Genomic DNA, 17992 nt, shown 5'->3' with positions numbered 1-17992 from the left:
TCACCTCTTATACTACTACATGAGCGTCCTATTTGCAAGTTATTTTGCGAAATTTCCGAACGATTTTGATGTGATGACCTAGAGAGGTTTAGATAAGGAAAATCCCGACCGGATAGCTATCTGGTCGGGGATTTTCTAGGCTTCTAACTGTTCACGTTGCAACTCGTACAAACGATAGTAAGCGCCTTTTTGGGCAATCAATTCTTCGTGACTGCCACTTTCGATGATTTTGCCCTTATCCAAAACATAGATGCGGTCAGCATCTTGAATGGTAGAAAGGCGGTGGGCAACGGCAATGGTTGTGCGATTTTGCCGCATCTTTTTAAGAGAAGCCTGCACCACTTCTTCTGTCTTGGTGTCAATGCTAGCTGTTGCCTCATCTAAGATCAAAATCTTAGGTTTTCTGGCAATGGTTCTGGCAAAGGTGATCAACTGACGCTCGCCGCTGGACAAACGAGCCCCTTTTTCTCCAATCGACTCTTCATAACCCTTGGGCAATTTTTCAATGAAATCAGCTGCATCGACAAACTCTGCTGCTACTTTTATTTCCTCAAGCGAAAGGTCTTGATGCAGGCTAATATTTTGGGCAATGGTCCCGTGATAGAGAAAGGGTTCTTGCAAAATCAAGCCCATGGCCCGTCTCAAAGCCTTCTCGCTGTACATTCGGATGTCCTTGCCATCAATCAAAACCTGACCCGACGAAAATTCATAAAAGCGCATGAGCACATTGATAATCGAGGATTTTCCAGAACCCGTCGCACCAACAAAGGCAATGGTTTCGCCTTGGTTGACCTCGAAAGACACCTTGTCTAAAATCAGGTGCTTGCCATCATAAGAAAAGGAAACGTCCTTAAAGGTAATCTTGCCTTCTTCAACGCTCGTGTACGCACCTGTTTGCTTGATTGTTGCATCTGCTTCATCCATCATATCAAAGACCCGCTTGGCTGAAACCATAGAGGTTTGCAAGGTGGAAAAATTTTGTGTCACTTCAATCAAAGGGTCAAACAAACGATTGACATACTGGATGAAGGCGTACATGAGACCAGTGCTCAACGCAAGACTAGGTGCTGTTAAGCCAAAGTAAGTCATCAAAACAGCATAAGCAAGGAGTTTTAAAAGAGACATAGCTGGCCTTAAAAAGAGACTATCCAGAGCCATAGAGCGATTAGCATAACGCACATGCTCTTGATTCAGAGCTTGAAAATCCGCTTCAAGACGCTTTTCTTGCCCAAAAATCTGAATAATCCGCATGCCGATAATGCCTTCTGACAGACGGCTATTGATGTCGGCTAAGAGGCTTCTCGTTTTTTCAACCACTCGCGTTGAGAGTCTGCGATAGCCATAGACCAAGAGAAAAATCAAGGGCAAAAACAAAGAAACCAGACCTGTCAAACGGCTATTGAGAGTCACCATAGTATAAAAAGTGACCAGAAAAATAAAAATAGCCGAAAATAAACTCGCTAATAAACCAGAGAACATCTCGCTGATGGTCTCGGTATCATTGGTCAAACGAGAGATAATCTCGCCTTGCGGTGTTTGGTCAAAATACCGCATGTTCTTTTTTGCCATACTTGTAAAAGCATCTCGTCTAATATCGCGTACCACGCTAAAAGATACCTTGGCAAAATAGAGATTACCAAAATAAGATAAAAAGGTCTGAAGTAGATAAGCGCTATAATAGCCTATTAAAATCCAGCCCATCATCTGCCCCTTACCATTTAGAAAATGATCGATAAAATAAGAAGCAATCAAGGGAATACCACTTTGAACCATTGTTGAAAGCAGCAGCAAGGTCAAAGCCAAGCAGGCTAGCCAGCCATAAGGTTTGAGATAAGTGAGTAAGCGGCGCAGAACCTTATTTTCTTTTTCTTTCATCAGCTTTCCTCTCCTTCCTTATTTAACTGCTGGGCTTCGTAGGCGGCGTGATACCAGCCATTTTGTGCAAGGAGCTCGTCATGTGTCCCTTTTTCTAGCACATGTCCTTCTTCTAAAACGACGATAATATCCGCATGCCTAATCGCACTCAAGCGGTGCGAAGCCATAATCGTGGTTTTGCCTTTTCTGATGTCTCTTAGATGAGTGATAATAGCATGCTCGGTTTTTGCATCCACAGCAGAAAGGGCATCATCCAATAACAAAATCTCTGGTTCGAGTAATAAAGCACGGCTAAGGGCGAGCCGTTGTTTCTGACCGCCTGATAAGGCAAGCCCTTTTTCACCGATGAGGGTGTCGTACCCATCTGGGAGATGGTTCACATCTTGGTCAAAGCTGGCTAGATGCGTGACTCTTTTTACCTCATCAAGAGAAGCATCTGGCTTACCAAAGCGGATATTATCCAAAAGAGAGCCGGCAAAGAGGACTTGTTCTTGCGGGACATAGCCCATCAAGTGCCGCAGACTCGCCAAATCATAGTCACACAGCGAATGATGCGACAGGCGAATTTCCCCTTGGGTCACGTCATATTCTCGCAACAAAAGCCGAAGCAACGTGGACTTCCCACTGCCTTTTGGTCCGACTAAGGCCAGGGTCTTTCCTTCCTCTAAGGTCAGAAACACATCTTCCAAAACCGTCTGCTCATCATAGGCAAAGCGGTCAATCGCCATCTCGATTGGACCATTTTTAGCCCTTAAAGCCCCTTTGGGGGAGGTGATTTCTGGCTGAATCTCTAACAGCTCGGTCAAGCGGTCATAAGAAACACTGCCGCGTTGCAAGAGATTAAACAAAAATCCCATGGCCATCAAGGGCCAGACCAACATATCCAGATAAGTCATGAAGGTCACAAGATTTCCCACACTCAGCTGACCTTGCCCAATCAAGTGACTGCCCACCAACAAGGACAAAAGATAAGATGCCCCCACAAATAAAAGGACCAGAGGGTTAAAGAGGACATCATAGCGCATCACTGCCATATTTTTCAAGAAGGCTTGGTTGTTGATGCCTACAAAATCGGCAATGAGAGCATCCTCTTCTCCGACAGACTTGGTAACCTTGATCCCTGCCACACTTTCTTGCACTTGATTGTTCAGATCTGAGAAAGCCTCATTCGCTGTTTTGACACGGTAGTGCAGTTGCTTTGACAAGCGATTGGTCGCAAACGTCATTAAGGGCAAGGGGAGAATCGCAACTAGCGTCATCTGCCAAGAAATATGAAAAAACATAGTCACAAGGGTCACCATGGCTGTGATGGAGGCATCAACCGCTGACATAACCCCTGGACCTGCCAAACGTGTCAGTGCATTGATATCATTGGTCGCATGTGCCATCAAATCCCCTGTCCGGTGCTTTTCATAAAAGCTCGGCGATAAACGCAAAAAATGCGCAAATAGACGCTCTCGCATAATCTGCCCCAGACGATACGAGGTCCCAATGATATACATGCGCCAAACGTAACGCAAACCGTACATCGCAAAGGCCGAAAGCAGCAGATAAAGCAGCTGCACCAGCAACTCCTGTCGGGTCAAGCTCTGGTTGGCAATCTGGTCAATCACCCTTCCCATGACAAAGGGAGGGATGAGATTGAGCACTGCTACCAAGGCAAGGGAAAAAATCCCAATCCCATACCGCCATTTTTCCAAGGTGAAAAACCACCATAATCGTTTAATAATCGACATCAGATTCCTTTCTATCGTCATTGCCCTTTGCTTTTAGAACGAAGAAACTTGCTCTAGGTATAACTACAGTTAAAAAAGACAAGTTAACAAAGTCACAAAAGATAAACGAAATGACTGTACAAAAGCGCAGGACTTGTCCTATTCCAACAAGTCCTTTTTGCTGTTTTTCTTCAAAAATTGATACGTTCCATAAGCCAAAAGCCCACCGATACTATTGGTCCACAAATCGTCAATCTCAAATACCCGATTGACATCAAACAAGATATCCAAAACCACCTGCATGCTCTCAATGAAAAAGCTAATGCCAAGCGCGAGAAGAAAAGCCTTACGATAAGACCGATACTGAGGATAGAGGACGAGGACACACAGCATCAAGGGATAAAGCAAGAGGCAATTAGCTAGATTTTGTCCGACAATCCACACCAACTCAAACCAAGTTTTAATCTCAGGCAAATGGACAAGACTATTAAAGGGAATGAGCAAAAACGCCACGCGCCCCACATAAAAAACGCCCGGCGTCTGGACATCCGTCAGATGGGGCTGGGGGGAAAAGCAAAGCAAGCTCACTCCTAAAATACAAGCCAAAAGCGCCAACTGAAAGCGTCTGCGCCTAATCATTTTCTCTTCTCCCGAATGACAAAATGCCCTGTTTTTTCCTTATATAAAATTTCTTGATGGTCATTTTCAATCACATCCTGCATGCGAGATGGCTTAGCAGAATGTTTTTTCTTGCGGCGTTTGTGCCCCTCTTTTTTCTCATGGTAACGAATTTCCTTTGGCTGTGGATTTTCCAAAACAAAATAAGCACAACCAAACTGGCAATACTCCGCCAGATAATCCTCGAGCTGATGAATAAGTAGCCCAGTGCGTTTTTTCTTCTTGTCCTTGTAAAAACCTCTCAGACGCAGCTGCTCCGCCCCCCAGTCGCCCACGATATAGTCATACTTGAGCAAGATTTCGCTAAAACGCTCACCAAAGCGATCGGGATGAAAAGCGTCTTTGTAATCCTTTCGCAAATAAAAGGTCAAATCGTCTGCGGTGATGACGTCTTGGTTTTGTTCAAACTGTGGTCCTGGAAATCGGTTATAATTGTATAATTCTGGTTCAATCTCTCTTTTCATCCTGTCTCCTATTGATCATTTCTAGATGCTTGCAAGACCTTGTGATAGACTGAAACCAACTCATGCCCAATCGCTTCAATCCGTTTTTTCCTTGCCACTTCATAGCCAGCCTCGGTCTTGTGACTTTCTCCAGCCAAAATCGCTCGCAAGCGCTCGACAAAACCATCCACAGAGGTCGCAAACTCAGCTGCATCCTTGTCTAGCCAACCCTCATAAACCGGAATATCACGAATCAGCAAGTGTTGCCTACTCGCTAGGGCTTCTAGGACCACGATGCCTTCTGTTTCTTCCTTACTAGGGAAAAAGAAAGCATCCGCAGCACTCATGGCGCCTTCAAAGACATCCCCCTTGATATAGCCAGCAAAGGTAACATTTTCAGGATGATTTTTCGTCACGAGGCGCCTCACAGAAGGCGGAATCACCCATTTATTGGTTTCACCAAACCAGATAAACCGTACCTCTGGCATGCGTTTTGCCACTTCGATAAAATCTTCAATCCCTTTTCGCTTAAAATAAAGACCCGCACACATGACCACGGCTTGTCCTTCTTTGATCCCAAAATAATCTCGAAAAGCCGCTTCTTTTTGCGCTGTCGAATGGTAACGCTCCAAATCAATTCCATTTGACACCACATAAATGGGACGACCAATCCCATAACCTTGTATCAGCCGCTTAGAATAAGGGGTCGGTGTGATGATGGCATCTGCTTTCTTGTAAAATTGGCATAAATACCAACGAAACAAAGGACTAATCCAATTTGACCCAATAAAAGAGTTTCTGAAATCCTCCTCGGTCGAGTGACCGTGCATGATGACCTTTTTTCCTTCTTTTTGGGCTTTGTTCATTAAGAGCCAAGACTTCACCCCATAAGTATTCATGTGAACCAAATCATACTCAGCCTTAGGGTCGGTTGTATAGGCTTGGTGCACCATTTTTAGCGCTTTTTCTTGGTGCTTAATCGCCCTTCCTATCCCTGATTTTCTAAGGTAATGTTCTGCTTCCAAATAGAGTAATACTTTCATGTCTCTATTATACCGTAAATTCGCTGAAAAACAAACTCTCACCCGCTTTCCCACTCTTTCCTAGACAAAAAGACTGAAGTCAGTTTTCATCACTGTCCTTCAGTCTTATTCCCTTATTCAGGCTTACTTTTCTGTCGTTCCTCTTTCTTTGATGCCATGATTGAGGATGATTTCTTTTTCTTCCAGCTCTTCTTTATTCATAATCTTGGTGAGCATGCGCATGCTGACCGCACCAAGGTCATAAATCGGTTGGCTGATAGAGCTCAAGTTTGGACGGGTGTAGTTGACCACTGGGGAGTCGTTGCTGGTGATGAGTTCAAAGTCTTCTGGAACAGAAACCCCTTCTGCAAAAAGACCGTTGAGCACACCTGCTGCCAACTCATCCTCTGTCACATAAGCTGCCGTTGCTCCTGATTTGACCAAGCGTTTGGCGAGGTTGTAGCCATCTTCGTAGGTGTATTTGACCTCAAAGACCAAACCTTCGGTGTAATTAATCTTACTGTCCTTGAGTCCTTCTTTGTAGCCTGCTAGACGTACCTTGCCATTGATGTCATTGATGAGTGGTCCTGAGACAAAAGCAATCTTTTTATGGCGTTTTGCAAGGACAGCAACCGCATCATGCACGGCTTGTTTGTAATCAATATTGACATTTGGCAACTGATGCTCCAAATCCACTGTTCCAGCTAGCACCACTGGCGTGCGTGAGCGAGAAAACTCAGAGCGCATCTTGTCCGTCAAGTGATAACTCATAAAGATGATGCCATCCACCTGTTTTGAGAAAAGAGAGTTGACCACTTCGACTTCCTTGTCCTCATCTTCATCACTTGAAGCCAGAACAATATTGTACTTATACATGGCTGCGATGTCATCAATTCCTTTTGCCAAAACAGAAAAATATGAATTGGCCAAGGTTGGAATCACCACACCAACCGTCGTCGTTTTCTTGCTAGCAAGACCCCTTGCCACAGCATTTGGGCGATAATCTAGGCGCTCAATAACCTCTAAAACGCGCTGTCTGGTATTTTCTTTAACATTTTTATTGCCATTTACAACACGGCTGACCGTTGCCATAGAAACACCAGCCTCGCGTGCCACATCATAAATAGTAATAGTATCATCATGATTCATTTGTATTACCAAGCCTTTCTGTCTAGTTTTCCATCCTATTCCTATTATACCACTTTGTGGAAACACTTTCAAACAATTTAATAAGAAATTTAAGCATATTTCACAAACTTTTTGGACGTTGCCCCAAAATTTGTCAAAAATTCTTCTCTTTAACGAACATTTTCACCACAAGAAAAGAAAATCTTCCTTTCTTGAGCTAAGACTTGCTTTTTGCTCACTTTTTTGAAAAAATAGAAGACAGAAAGAAGGTATGCTTATGAGTAAATTATCTACGATTCAAACATTCTTACAAGAAAAAGGGGCTGAAGTGGCCATTATTTCTAGCCCAACCACCATCAACTATCTAACCGGCTACTACGGTGACCCTCACGAGCGCCAACAGTTCCTCTTTGTCTTTTCTGACAAGGATCCTATTTTGTTTCTCCCTCAACTTGATCAAGTCAGAGCCAGTCAGATCCTTTCTTTCCCAGTCATTGGTTATCTGGATTCTGAAAATCCTTGGGAGAAAATCAAGGCTATCCTTCCTGTAAAGGGAACAGGACCTATCTATGCTGAGTTTGACAACCTCAACCTCACCAAGTTTAATGGGCTAAAAACTGTCTTTTCAGGGGATTTCAAGGATTTGACCCCAACTATCAACCACATGAAACTCATCAAGTCTGAGGACGAAATCAAGAAAATGCTAGTTGCAGGAGATTTTGCCGATAAGGCAGTCCAAGTGGGCTTTGATGCTATCTCTCTAGAAGCGACCGAACTTGATATCATCGCTAAGATTGAATACGAGATGAAAAAACAAGGCGTGGACAAGATGAGTTTTGAAACCATGGTCCTAACAGGTGATAATGCCGCTAATCCTCACGGTATTCCGGGTATGAATAGGATTGAAAATAACGCCCTTCTCCTCTTTGACCTTGGTGTGGAAACCCTCGGCTACACTAGTGATATGACCAGAACCGTTGCTGTCGGTCGTCCCGATGCTTTCAAAAAAGACATCTACGCCATCTGTCTGGAAGCCCAACTCACTGCCCAAGACTTTGTGAAACCGGGTGTTACGGCTGCTGAGGTCGATCAGGCTGCTCGTCACGTCATCGAAAAAGCAGGCTACGGCAACTACTTCAACCACCGCTTGGGACATGGTCTTGGAATGGAAGTCCATGAATTTCCATCCATCGCAGCTGGCAATGATCTGGTTATTGAAGAAGGCATGTGCTTCTCGATTGAACCAGGTATCTACATCCCAGGAAAAGTGGGGGTGCGTATCGAAGACTGCGGCTATGTAACCAAGGAAGGTTTTCAACCTTTCACCAAAACCAGCAAGGAATTGCTTTATTACTAAAGCTAAAAGCAAACGAAACGACTATAAAAAAACGAGATGGAATGATTTTTCCGTCTCGTTTTTTTATCTGGTGTTAAAAGCCTTCATCTGCCTTGCGATATCACGTTTTTGCTCTCTTTGCTTGATACTATCGCGTTTGTCATAGTCGTGTTTTCCCTTAGCAAGACCGATCAAAACCTTGGCAAAACCATTTTTAAGATAGACCTTCAAGGGCACAAGGGTCATACCTGTTCCCTTTAATTCCTGCGTAAGTTTTGCGATTTCTTTTTTCTTGAGCAGGAGCTTTCGTGTTCTGGTTGGATCTTGATTCCAGATATTGCCTTGTTCATAAGGGGTGATATGGACATTGACCAACCAAGCTTCCCCGTTTTTAATCTGGGCATAGCCATCTTTTAGTGCCATCCTCGCTGCACGCACACTCTTAATCTCTGTTCCTGTCAGCACTAGACCGGCTTCAACAGTATCAACAATGGTGTAGTCATGTCTGACTTTTTTATTTTGCGCGATGAGATTTCCTTCGCCTTTTGGCATGTTCGTCTCCTTTCTTTCCTCGTGGTCCCTTTTTATCCTGCGGTTTGCGTCTTGGTTTTTGCTTTTGGGATGTTGTCTTTTTTTCCACGACATCAAAGTCACTTGGCACATAGGCAAAATCGATTTCGCCTGTTTCCTTATCAGCTCTCATGACCTTGATGCGAATGGGTTGCCCTGCTCTAAAGACCTTGCCTGATCGTTCGCCTTGTAGGGTTAGGGTTCGTTCATTATAGACGTAAAATTCTGGGAAGTTGGTCACATGAATCAAGCCCTCAACCGTATTTGGCAAGGCCACAAACAGACCAAATTTGACCACCGTACTCACAATAGCGTCAAACTCTTGACCCACGTATTTTTCCAGATACTCAGCTTTTTTCATGCCTTCAACCATGCGCTCGGCATCAATAGCCCTACGCTCTAGCTGAGAAGAAGAGGTTGCAAGAGCTGGGATTCGTTCTTCAAAATGCGCAATCATCTCTGGCGTTTTCATCTGATAATCCCTAATCAAACGGTGCACTAAAAGGTCAGGGTAGCGCCTGATTGGACTGGTAAAATGCGTGTAAAAGGGAGCTGCTAGACCATAATGACCGTGATTGTGTTCAGAATATCTAGCCTGTTGCATGGAGCGCAATAACATCATGGCCATAGCTTCGCTGCCTTGCTTGCCTTTCATCTTTTCCATGACCTCTTGCAGGGCAGACTGGCTCATCTTGTTAGCAGTACCACGCGCTGCAATGCCAAAGACACTGGCATAGTCTAAGAATTGTTGCAATTTCTCCGCCTTTGGCTCCTCGTGGACTCGATAGATAAAAGGTAGCTCTTGCTTTGAAAAATGCTCTGCCACACATTCATTGGCAGCCAACATAAAGGACTCAATCATGCGCTCGGCAACACCACGTTCTCTGACCACGATGTCAACAGGAACACCCTTATCATCCACCAAAATCTTGGCTTCTGCCGTATCAAAATCCAGCGCCCCACGTTTTCTGCGCATGTTTTCTAAAGTCTGGTGGAGTTCAGCCATAAGCGTGATACTAGGAACGATGTCTTGGTAGGTCTTTGTGAGTTCTTGATCTCCTGCCAAAATCTGGTTGACATCATGATAGGTCATGCGATGCTTGGTCTTGATGACGGATTGTGTAATCTGATAAGCCACCACCTGACCTCTAGGATTGATCTCCATAATAGCCGATTGGGTCAAGCGGTTGACCCGTGGATTGAGGGAACAAATCCCATTGGACAAACGTTCTGGCAACATTGGAACCACACGGTCCGTCACATAGACCGAAGTCCCACGTCGAACCGCCTCCTTATCCAGCGCCGAGCCTTCTCTAACATAGTAGGACACATCTGCAATATGCACCCCCAACTCAATATTGCCATTTGGCAACTTTTTGACATGGACCGCATCGTCCAAATCCTTGGCATCTGCTCCGTCAATGGTAAAGGTGATTTCAGAACGTAAATCAACACGCCCCATCAAATCCTCTTCGCTCGGCTCATCTGGCACTTGCTCGGCTTCTTTTAAGACCTCTTCTGGAAATTCTGAGACAATGTCCATGGACTCTAGCACTTCTAGTACATCGATACCAGTATCATTCTCATGACCGATAATATCCAGCACATGGCCGACAAAATAGTCATGATGACGGCTCGGGTACTTGTCAATAGCGACCTTAATCACTTCCGTCCCATCAAGAACCACAGGCTCTTTTTTGATATAAATCCGCTGTTTAATTTTAGGATTTTTGCTCAACATATAGCCGATATACTTGGGTTTTTGCTCATCTAGGATGAACTTACCGACACTGGTCTTGAGGCTATGCTCGACAATGCCTACTACCTTGGCTTCTGCCCCCATCCCCTTGAGGCGATTGGCCACCTTGATGATTTCCACCTCAACGGTATCACCGTCTATGGCATGCCCCACGCTATCACGCCCGACAAAAAGGTCCTCTTCAGCCTCATCAATCGTAACAAAGCCAAAGCCTGCCTTGTTGGCATGAAAGACACCTTTTAACCGCATGCCTTTTTCTTCTTTTTTAGGTCTTAGGGACAAGTTGCCATCTGGATGAAAGCGCAAGAGACCTTGGCTCTCCATCTGGGATAGGGTTTTAATCAGACTAGGAAAACGCTTAGAGCCTGTCATCTGCAAATGACTGGCCAGCTGATCCACGCTTGTTTTCCCAGCCTCTTCTAAATAGGTTGTAATCTGTGTTTTCATATTTCTCTTTCTTTCTTGATTTGGTTAAAATCTTGGGAGATGTTCTCCCATAAACTGAAAAAATGAGCTAGACCAAGCTAAGCTCATTTTTAATGACTTGATAAAATAGCTAAAGCTAAAGCTACTGCTAACCAGAAAAAGACTAAGATCCCCGTAAAACGTTGCATGAAAGCTTCAAAACCACGCGCCTTGGTGCGTTCAAAAAGCGCCTCAGAACCGCTACTGTCAAATACGTTACTACTTGGATTTTTCTGGGGTTGCATAAAAATAGCAATCACTAAAATGGCTGATAATACCAACAAAATTGTCAGTAATAAATTATACATGCTGTTTTCCTCCGATATGGTCTTTTCTATTTTACCATATTTTTCTTTATCTTTCAAGATGAAGCGTTACTTTTCGTTCTTTCGGGCAATATTTTAAGGCTTCAATCTTTTCTGGATGCTGTGCTTTGTTCTTACTGGTTAGGTAGTTGACCTGTCCACATGACTGACAGGCCAGATTAATCTTAATGCGCACCCCTCATCCTCTCTCCTTTTCTAATGCTTACTGCGGCAAGTGCCTAAGCGCCTCATCAAGGGCTTGTTTGGTCTCAACGAGTGTCCCTTGATTGTCAATAACCACCTGACTCCAAGCCCTCTTATCCCGCAAGGGCAACTGATGAGACAAACGAAGCAGGGCTTCTTTTCTGCTGTATTTGTTTCGGTCCATCAGACGTTGGATTTGTGTCTCTTCATCCACATAAACCAGCCAAATCTCATCAAACCAAGACTGGTAGTTTTTTTCAAACAAGAGGGGAATATCCATAAAGACCACCCGCTCTTTCTCAAGTGCTTGGAGAGCTTCTTCTTTTAAGCCCTGTCTGATAATGGCGTCTTGCAGATCAGCTGAGCGCTCAAGCAAAGACGGTGTTGAAAAAAGCAACTGTGATAGGGCTTTTCTATCCAACTCACCGGATTTGTCCAAGATACCGCTTCCAAATTCAGCCACCAACGCTTCATAAAGCGGCCCACCCTTTTTTTGTTTGGCATGAACCCAAGCATCTGCGTCAATGACACAGTAGCTTTTTTCTTTTAACCATTGGCTAACAGTTGACTTTCCAGAAGCAATACCGCCGGTTAATCCAATCAATGTTCCCATCAGCTTCTCCCTTTCTGACACTGCGGGCAGATATGGGTCCCTCTACCGCCTAATTTAAACTTCTCAATAGGATGACCACAGCGCCTGCAAGGCTGACCCTCACGGCCATAGACTTGAAGGTAATCCTGCATGCTTCCTTTTTGACCTAGATTTTCATAAGTCCTAATCGTTGACCCGCCCTTTTCAATAGCTAACGCTAAAACAGTGATAATTGCTTGGTGCAAGGCCTTTGCTTCCTTTTGTGAAAGAGACTGAGCCGGTCTTTCTGGATGGATACGAGACTGATACAGCACCTCATCAACATAAATGTTGCCAAGACCTGCTACGGCTTTTTGGTCCAGTAAATAAGGTTTGATGGCCCGACTCGAACGCTTTAATCCTTCTATAAAAGGCTGGTAGAAAAAGGCTTCCTGTACAGGCTCTGGTCCTAGTTTTTTGGACTTGAAATAAGCGGCTTCCTCGTCTTTGTTGAGATAGTCCATGGTGCCAAACTTACGCACATCTTGATAAACCAAGTGACTGCCATCTGAAAAATCAAACTGCACTCTGGCATGCTTATCTAGAGGCACTTCCCCTTCATGGTAAAAATACTTCCCCGACATGCGCAAGTGAGACACAATCAAACCACCGCTCAGCTCAAGAATTAGGTACTTGCCCCTACGACGAAGAGCGCTCACGTGTTGCCCCAAAAGGGCTGAGGCAAACTCATCTGCGTGTGGTCTCATCATCCGTGGATAAAAGACGCTGACATTTGCAATGGTCTTACCTAGGACGAGCTGCTCTAGGCTTGTTCTCACGCTTTCGACTTCTGGTAATTCTGGCATCAATATTCCTTCTTGTTGTAACCAAAGTCCGCCAAGTCTAACTTTTTATCCCGCCAGTTTTTCTTGACTTTGACCCAAGTTTCTAAATAGACCTTATCTCCTAGCATGAGTTCAATATCACGTCTGGCGAGACTGCCGATTTTCTTCAGCATGGCTCCGCCTTTTCCGATGATAATCCCTTTTTGGCTAGCACGTTCAACCATGATGGTGGCTTGGATATGAATCTTATCTGATTCTTGATCACGTTTCATGGAGTCAATGACTACTGCTACAGAATGCGGCACCTCTTGCTGGGTCAGATGCAAGACCTTCTCACGAATCATCTCAGAGACCAAAAAACGCTCAGGGTGATCCGTGATCTGATCGGCTGGGAAGTATTGGTGCCCTTCTTCCAGATTTTCGGTCAAAATCTCAAGCAAACGGGTCACGTTGTTGCCTTGTGTCGCTGATATTGGGACAATCTCTGCAAAATCCATCTGCTCCTTATAGTCCTCAATTTTCTCAAGCAGTTGATCAGGGTGCACCTTGTCAATCTTGTTGATGACAAGGATAACAGGAACCTTTGCCTGTTTGAGGCGCTCGATAATCATGTCATCTCCCTTGCCCCTTGTTTCATCAGCTGGCACCATGAACAGCACCATATCTACCTCTCTTAGGGTACTGTAAGCCGAATCCACCATGAAATCCCCAAGCGCTGTCTTTGGCTTATGGATACCTGGGGTATCAATAAAGACAATCTGCTCATTGTCTGTGGTATAGATTCCCATGATTTTATTGCGTGTGGTTTGAGCCTTGTCACTCATGATGGCGATTTTTTGTCCCATCACATAGTTCAAAAAGGTTGATTTCCCCACATTTGGTCGTCCCAAAATCGCTACAAATCCAGATTTAAATGTCATTTATTTTCTATTCTCCTTAATATCTTTTTCCTAACGCACCAATAATTGCCATAATTTGGGTAAAAAAATGATACAGCCTGTTAGCAAGGCATAAATCGAAACCACTAAGACCGCACCTGCTGCCATGTCTTTGGCATATTTAGCCAACATAGAAAAATGATAGTCACTCGCCAAATCCACCACATTTTCGATAGCAGAGTTGACAATCTCAAAAGCAATGACCAAGGTAATGCTCAAAAGCAAAAAGAGCCATTCTACAGCAGAAATCTTGAAAAACCAACCTGCCGCCAAAGCTAAAATAGCCGACAGGGCATGCTTTTTCATATTTCGCTCTTCCTTAAAGGCAGTCACAATACCAGTAATAGCAAACTCCATACTGGCAATTAACTCTCTATTTTTCCACTTTTTTTGTGGGTTATTGTCGTGTGAGTCCATAGGCAGTCAATATCTCTTCCTGTAAACCAAACATCTCTTTTTCTTCTTCAGGGGTGTAGTGGTCATAGCCATTGATATGTAAAAAACCATGCACGGCTAAAAAGCCCATTTCTCGCTCAAAACTATGCCCATAGCTTTCTGCCTGCTCTTTTGCCTTATCGATTGAGATAAACAACTCACCGATATAGCTATCAAACTCTGCCATCATCTCTGCCAAATCCGTATCTGCCATGAGGTCTGCTTCATCAAAAACGATGTCTACTTCTGGCTTGTACTCTAAGCTAATCACATCCGTGGGACGATCTGTATCACGGTAGAGGAGATTAAGCTCGTGGCTACGTTCATTGGTCACAAACGTTACTGCCATCTCCTTGTTTTCTTTGCCTAGCTTTTCTGCCGCAAATTGTAAAATCGCTTGAGTTTGCTCCTTGATTGCGTCTGAAACTTGCTTGGTTTCATCGACCATTTCGATATACATAGATCACCTACTTCATTTGATATTCTTATTTTACCATAAGTTTGCTCTTTTCTCTAGGATGGAACTGATTTTAGAACTGTAAGACTTAGAAAAAGAAGTGAAAAAGGTCACCTCTTCATGTCTTATTCATTTTCCCAAACCCTTTGGCTGATGTCTCGAATGAGTAGCAATTTTTGCCATTGGTCCTCTTCGCTCAAGACGTTACCCTCCTCGGTTGAGGCAAACCCACACTGGGTCGATAGAGCTAGGTTTTCTAAAGGAACATAAGAACTGGCTTCATCAATGCGCTCAATCACTTTATCTTGGTCTTCCAAATCTGGGTGTTTAGACGTGATCAAACCAAGCACAAGGGTTACATCTGGTCGCTGGTTCCAAATCTTAGCCAAGGGCTCAAAACCACCGCTGCGTGCATCATCGTATTCCAAATAGTAAACCTGATAAGGAAGTCGTCCCAAATAATCAGCAATGCCATCATAGGCTCCCTCAAACAAGTAAGTGGATTTGAAATTTCCACGACAAATATGGGTGGCTAGTAGCAAGTCTTCCGGTAAATGAGAAAGCGCCTTGTTAATAACATAGACATCATCTTCTGCCAATTGTTTGAGCTCAGCCAAACGCTCAGGGTTGTCTGCTTCTTGAATCAATTGGTGTAAAAGATAAGCCCAAGTCGTATCGTCCAGCTGCACAAACCGAGCCCCCAAGTCATAAAAATGCTGGATGGTATCATGATAGGCCTGAGCCAAATCGTCAAGAAAATCTTGCCAAGTGTCATAAAAATCCAAAGCTAAATCACTCCGGTGGTCTCGCCCCACAATCAAACTTGGGCTAGGAATGGTCACCTTTGGCACTACACCTTCAGGTGTAATCGATTTTAAATAGGCAAAATCCCGATAGAAGGGATGGTTCTTATTTTCTCTTACCTTGCCAGTTAGGCGCACATTAGTTTTTCTCGTTTTAGCGCCATGGAAATGGTAAGAGTCCTCCTGTTCATAAGACTCAAACCCTTCCAAGTGCCATAAAAAGTCCAAATGCCACCAAGACCGACCAAACTCCCCGTCAGACACTAGGGGTAAACCGACTTCAACCTCTTTAGCCACTAAGTCTTTGACCAAGTCATCCTGCAAATGTAGCAATTCTTCCTGCGAAATCTCGCCTTTTTCAACTTGCTGTCTAGCTGCTTTTAAAACTTGTGGTCGCAAATAAGACCCCACATGATGAAAATGATGCTGTTTTCCCATAATTCTTCCTCCTTGTCCTAAAGCTTACCCCTATTTTAACACCAAGGCTTATAGTTGTAAAATATAGAATAAATATATAAAGATATAGTTTTTATCGATAAGAAAAGATGAGCCAATAGCCCACCTTCAATCCTTAGCGGTATTCCTTAATCTTCGTCATGGTCTTCATAAGCCTTGATAATTTCTGCCACCACAGGGTGACGCACCACATCTTTAGCGGAGAAATGAACAAAGTCAATTTCTCTAATGCCCTCTAATTTGTCCATAGCATCTACTAAGCCTGACTTAACCTTTTTGGGCAAGTCAATTTGACTAGTATCCCCATTGACAATCATCTTAGACTGAAAACCCAGACGGGTCAAAAACATCTTCATCTGCATGATGGTGGTATTTTGCGCCTCATCCAAGATAACAAAGGCATCATCTAGGGTCCGACCCCGCATATAGGCAAGAGGGGCAATCTCAATAATCTCACGCTCCATCAGTCTAGTGGTCTGCTCTTTTCCTAAAATACGGTAAAGGGCATCATAAACAGGACGCAAATAAGGATCCACCTTTTCCTTCAAATCTCCAGGGAGAAAACCCAGATTTTCCCCCGCCTCCACGGCAGGACGCGTGAGAATGATGCGTTTGACCTGACCACGTTTTAAGGCCATGACCGCCAAAGTGACCGCCAAAAAAGTCTTTCCTGTCCCTGCTGGACCAATCCCAAAGACAATGTCATGTTTTTTAATACTATCCACATAAACCTTTTGCCCCAAAGTCTTGACTCTGATGGGTTTTCCAGAAAAGTCCTTGACAATCTCTTCCTCATAGAGGGCGACAAACTGATCAATCTTACCATCTCTGACCATCGAGATGGCGGTCACCATGTCTGCGGTATTGATAAGCATCCCTCGCTTCACCAAGACCAAGAGGGCTTCAATGACTTGTCTAGTCTCTTCGACCGCAACTTCATCTCCAATCACCTGCACCCTCTCAGTTCTCGCATGAATGGTCACACCTAGCGATTGTTCCAAGAGATGCAAGTGGCGCTCATTGCTCCCAAAAAGGGCCAGGAGGTCTTCTGGATGGCTGAGTTGAATATCTCGTTTGGTATCTTGCAAATTTGTTCTCCTTTTCTTCTCTCTTTATTATATCACGTTCATTTCTAGAACAGGACGAAAAACGACAAAAACACTAACGAAAACGCTAGTGCTAATCAAGAAATGGAGGTTTAGTGTTCCATATACTCTTCCCATAGACGGTCAAACTCCAGCAAGTTAAAGGAAAAATCAGCTGCCTCTTCTAGATAAGTGCTGACCTCATCAAAATCCTCACTCTGTTTTGGAAAATGAATGTCCAAAAAGACTGCCTCAGCCAAATCAGCTGCGATAAGATCCTCTTGGCTATGCCGCTTGGTCATGAGCCAATGGTAAAAAGACTGTTTCATTTCCACGTTCTCTCTAAGAAATCATGACGGAGCTTGCTTGAAAGCATGTACCGAAAGGGATCTTTTTTGTAAAAGTCTTGATGATACTCCTCAGCCTCATAAAAAGTACTGGCTGGCTCAATCGTGGTGACAATTGGGTCGCTAAAACGAGCAGACGCTGCTAACCTTGCTTTTGACGCTTCAGCCGTCGCTTTTTGTGTCTCATCAAAATAAAAGATCACTGGACGGTAGCTATCGCCACGGTCTTGAAATTGACCAAAAGCATCCGTTGGATCAGTCTGCTGCCAGTAGAGTTCTACTAAGTCTTCATAGGAAATCTTCTCAGGATCAAAGATAATCTCCACAGCCTCTGTATGGCCTGTTGTCTTTGAACACACTTGTTCATAAGTGGGATTTTCCACATGGCCTCCCGTATAGCCACTGCGTACCGAGAGAACTCCTTCCATTTCTTCAAAAGGTTGCACCATACACCAGAAACAACCTCCTGCAAATATCGCACGTTCCATAAGGGTCACCTTACCTTTCATTGGTCTATTATACCATAAAATTAGCACTCTATCTAGTCGTTTGCTT

At 44.1% G+C, this 17992-nt stretch carries 20 protein-coding genes; 1 reads left to right on the top strand and 19 read right to left on the bottom strand.

Features of this window, described 5'->3' with window-relative positions:
- Positions 1-135 precede the first annotated feature (135 nt).
- From ACZ49W_RS03305 to ccpA, 6 genes are all read right to left on the bottom strand, one after another.
- Positions 136-1875 carry an ABC transporter ATP-binding protein gene (locus ACZ49W_RS03305; protein WP_464813913.1) on the bottom strand — a complete coding sequence of 580 codons (1740 nt, stop codon included), beginning with the start codon at positions 1873-1875 and terminating at the stop codon, positions 136-138.
- Positions 1875-3611 (bottom strand): ABC transporter ATP-binding protein, encoded by a 1737-nt coding sequence (locus ACZ49W_RS03300; RefSeq protein ID WP_464813912.1) that lies wholly within the window; start codon positions 3609-3611, stop codon positions 1875-1877. Before ACZ49W_RS03300 ends, ACZ49W_RS03305 begins: the two co-directional genes overlap by 1 nt.
- A gap of 138 nt (positions 3612-3749) precedes the next feature.
- A complete protein-coding gene (locus ACZ49W_RS03295; protein WP_464813911.1) occupies positions 3750-4229 on the bottom strand; it encodes a VanZ family protein in 480 nt (159 codons plus the stop codon).
- A complete protein-coding gene (locus ACZ49W_RS03290; protein ID WP_464813910.1) occupies positions 4226-4732 on the bottom strand; it encodes a YutD family protein in 507 nt (168 codons plus the stop codon). The genes ACZ49W_RS03295 and ACZ49W_RS03290 overlap by 4 nt, the downstream gene beginning before the upstream one ends.
- Before the next feature lie 8 nt (positions 4733-4740).
- Positions 4741-5754, bottom strand: coding sequence for an LTA glycolipid anchor biosynthesis glycosyltransferase, IagA/BgsA family (locus ACZ49W_RS03285; protein ID WP_464813909.1), 1014 nt, complete (start codon positions 5752-5754; stop codon positions 4741-4743).
- Positions 5755-5877: 123 nt separating this feature from the next.
- Entirely contained in the window at positions 5878-6882 is a 1005-nt protein-coding gene (ccpA, locus tag ACZ49W_RS03280; RefSeq protein ID WP_464813908.1) for a catabolite control protein A, read from the bottom strand.
- A 256-nt stretch (positions 6883-7138) separates the two neighbouring features.
- Between ccpA and ACZ49W_RS03275 the strand changes: the two genes are divergently transcribed.
- On the top strand, positions 7139-8218 hold the full coding sequence (locus tag ACZ49W_RS03275; protein ID WP_464813907.1) for a M24 family metallopeptidase: 1080 nt from the start codon (positions 7139-7141) through the stop codon (positions 8216-8218).
- Between the two features lie 63 nt (positions 8219-8281).
- On the opposite strand, the gene smpB is transcribed toward ACZ49W_RS03275, so the two are convergent.
- The 13 genes from smpB to msrA all read right to left on the bottom strand — a co-directional run bounded on the left by smpB (position 8282) and on the right by msrA (position 17925).
- A complete protein-coding gene (gene smpB / locus ACZ49W_RS03270; RefSeq protein ID WP_464813906.1) occupies positions 8282-8749 on the bottom strand; it encodes an SsrA-binding protein SmpB in 468 nt (155 codons plus the stop codon).
- The gene (rnr, locus tag ACZ49W_RS03265) at positions 8712-10973 is read right to left on the bottom strand and encodes a ribonuclease R (protein WP_464813905.1); all 2262 of its coding nucleotides are present in this window, start codon (positions 10971-10973) and stop codon (positions 8712-8714) included. The genes smpB and rnr overlap by 38 nt, the downstream gene beginning before the upstream one ends.
- 89 nt (positions 10974-11062) lie before the next feature.
- On the bottom strand, positions 11063-11299 hold the full coding sequence (secG, locus tag ACZ49W_RS03260; protein ID WP_464813904.1) for a preprotein translocase subunit SecG: 237 nt from the start codon (positions 11297-11299) through the stop codon (positions 11063-11065).
- A gap of 46 nt (positions 11300-11345) precedes the next feature.
- Positions 11346-11492, bottom strand: coding sequence for a 50S ribosomal protein L33 (gene rpmG / locus ACZ49W_RS03255; protein WP_464813903.1), 147 nt, complete (start codon positions 11490-11492; stop codon positions 11346-11348).
- 27 nt (positions 11493-11519) lie between these two features.
- A complete protein-coding gene (gene coaE, locus ACZ49W_RS03250) occupies positions 11520-12113 on the bottom strand; it encodes a dephospho-CoA kinase (RefSeq protein WP_464813902.1) in 594 nt (197 codons plus the stop codon).
- Positions 12113-12937: a DNA-formamidopyrimidine glycosylase gene (mutM, locus tag ACZ49W_RS03245; RefSeq protein ID WP_464813901.1), complete on the bottom strand. Its 825-nt coding sequence runs from the start codon at positions 12935-12937 to the stop codon at positions 12113-12115. Before mutM ends, coaE begins: the two co-directional genes overlap by 1 nt.
- Positions 12937-13836, bottom strand: a complete 900-nt coding sequence (gene era, locus ACZ49W_RS03240) for a GTPase Era (protein ID WP_464813900.1) — start codon at positions 13834-13836, stop codon at positions 12937-12939. Before era ends, mutM begins: the two co-directional genes overlap by 1 nt.
- A 30-nt stretch (positions 13837-13866) precedes the next feature.
- Positions 13867-14271, bottom strand: coding sequence for a diacylglycerol kinase family protein (locus ACZ49W_RS03235; RefSeq protein WP_464813899.1), 405 nt, complete (start codon positions 14269-14271; stop codon positions 13867-13869).
- A complete protein-coding gene (ybeY, locus tag ACZ49W_RS03230; protein WP_464813898.1) occupies positions 14252-14749 on the bottom strand; it encodes an rRNA maturation RNase YbeY in 498 nt (165 codons plus the stop codon). Before ybeY ends, ACZ49W_RS03235 begins: the two co-directional genes overlap by 20 nt.
- Positions 14750-14871: 122 nt before the next feature.
- Positions 14872-15987, bottom strand: coding sequence for a vitamin B12 independent methionine synthase (locus ACZ49W_RS03225; protein WP_464813897.1), 1116 nt, complete (start codon positions 15985-15987; stop codon positions 14872-14874).
- Between the two features lie 146 nt (positions 15988-16133).
- Positions 16134-17093, bottom strand: a complete 960-nt coding sequence (locus ACZ49W_RS03220; RefSeq protein WP_464813896.1) for a PhoH family protein — start codon at positions 17091-17093, stop codon at positions 16134-16136.
- A 110-nt stretch (positions 17094-17203) separates the two neighbouring features.
- The gene (locus tag ACZ49W_RS03215) at positions 17204-17419 is read right to left on the bottom strand and encodes a YozE family protein (RefSeq protein ID WP_464813895.1); all 216 of its coding nucleotides are present in this window, start codon (positions 17417-17419) and stop codon (positions 17204-17206) included.
- Positions 17416-17925 (bottom strand): peptide-methionine (S)-S-oxide reductase MsrA, encoded by a 510-nt coding sequence (gene msrA / locus ACZ49W_RS03210; protein WP_464813894.1) that lies wholly within the window; start codon positions 17923-17925, stop codon positions 17416-17418. The genes ACZ49W_RS03215 and msrA overlap by 4 nt, the downstream gene beginning before the upstream one ends.
- Between the last annotated feature and the right edge of the window lie 67 nt (positions 17926-17992).

Source organism: Streptococcus sp. STR1/CE/0325, assembly GCF_055386095.1.
Note: the sequence above shows the minus strand (reverse complement) of the source record. Positions and strands in the feature narration are given on the sequence as shown.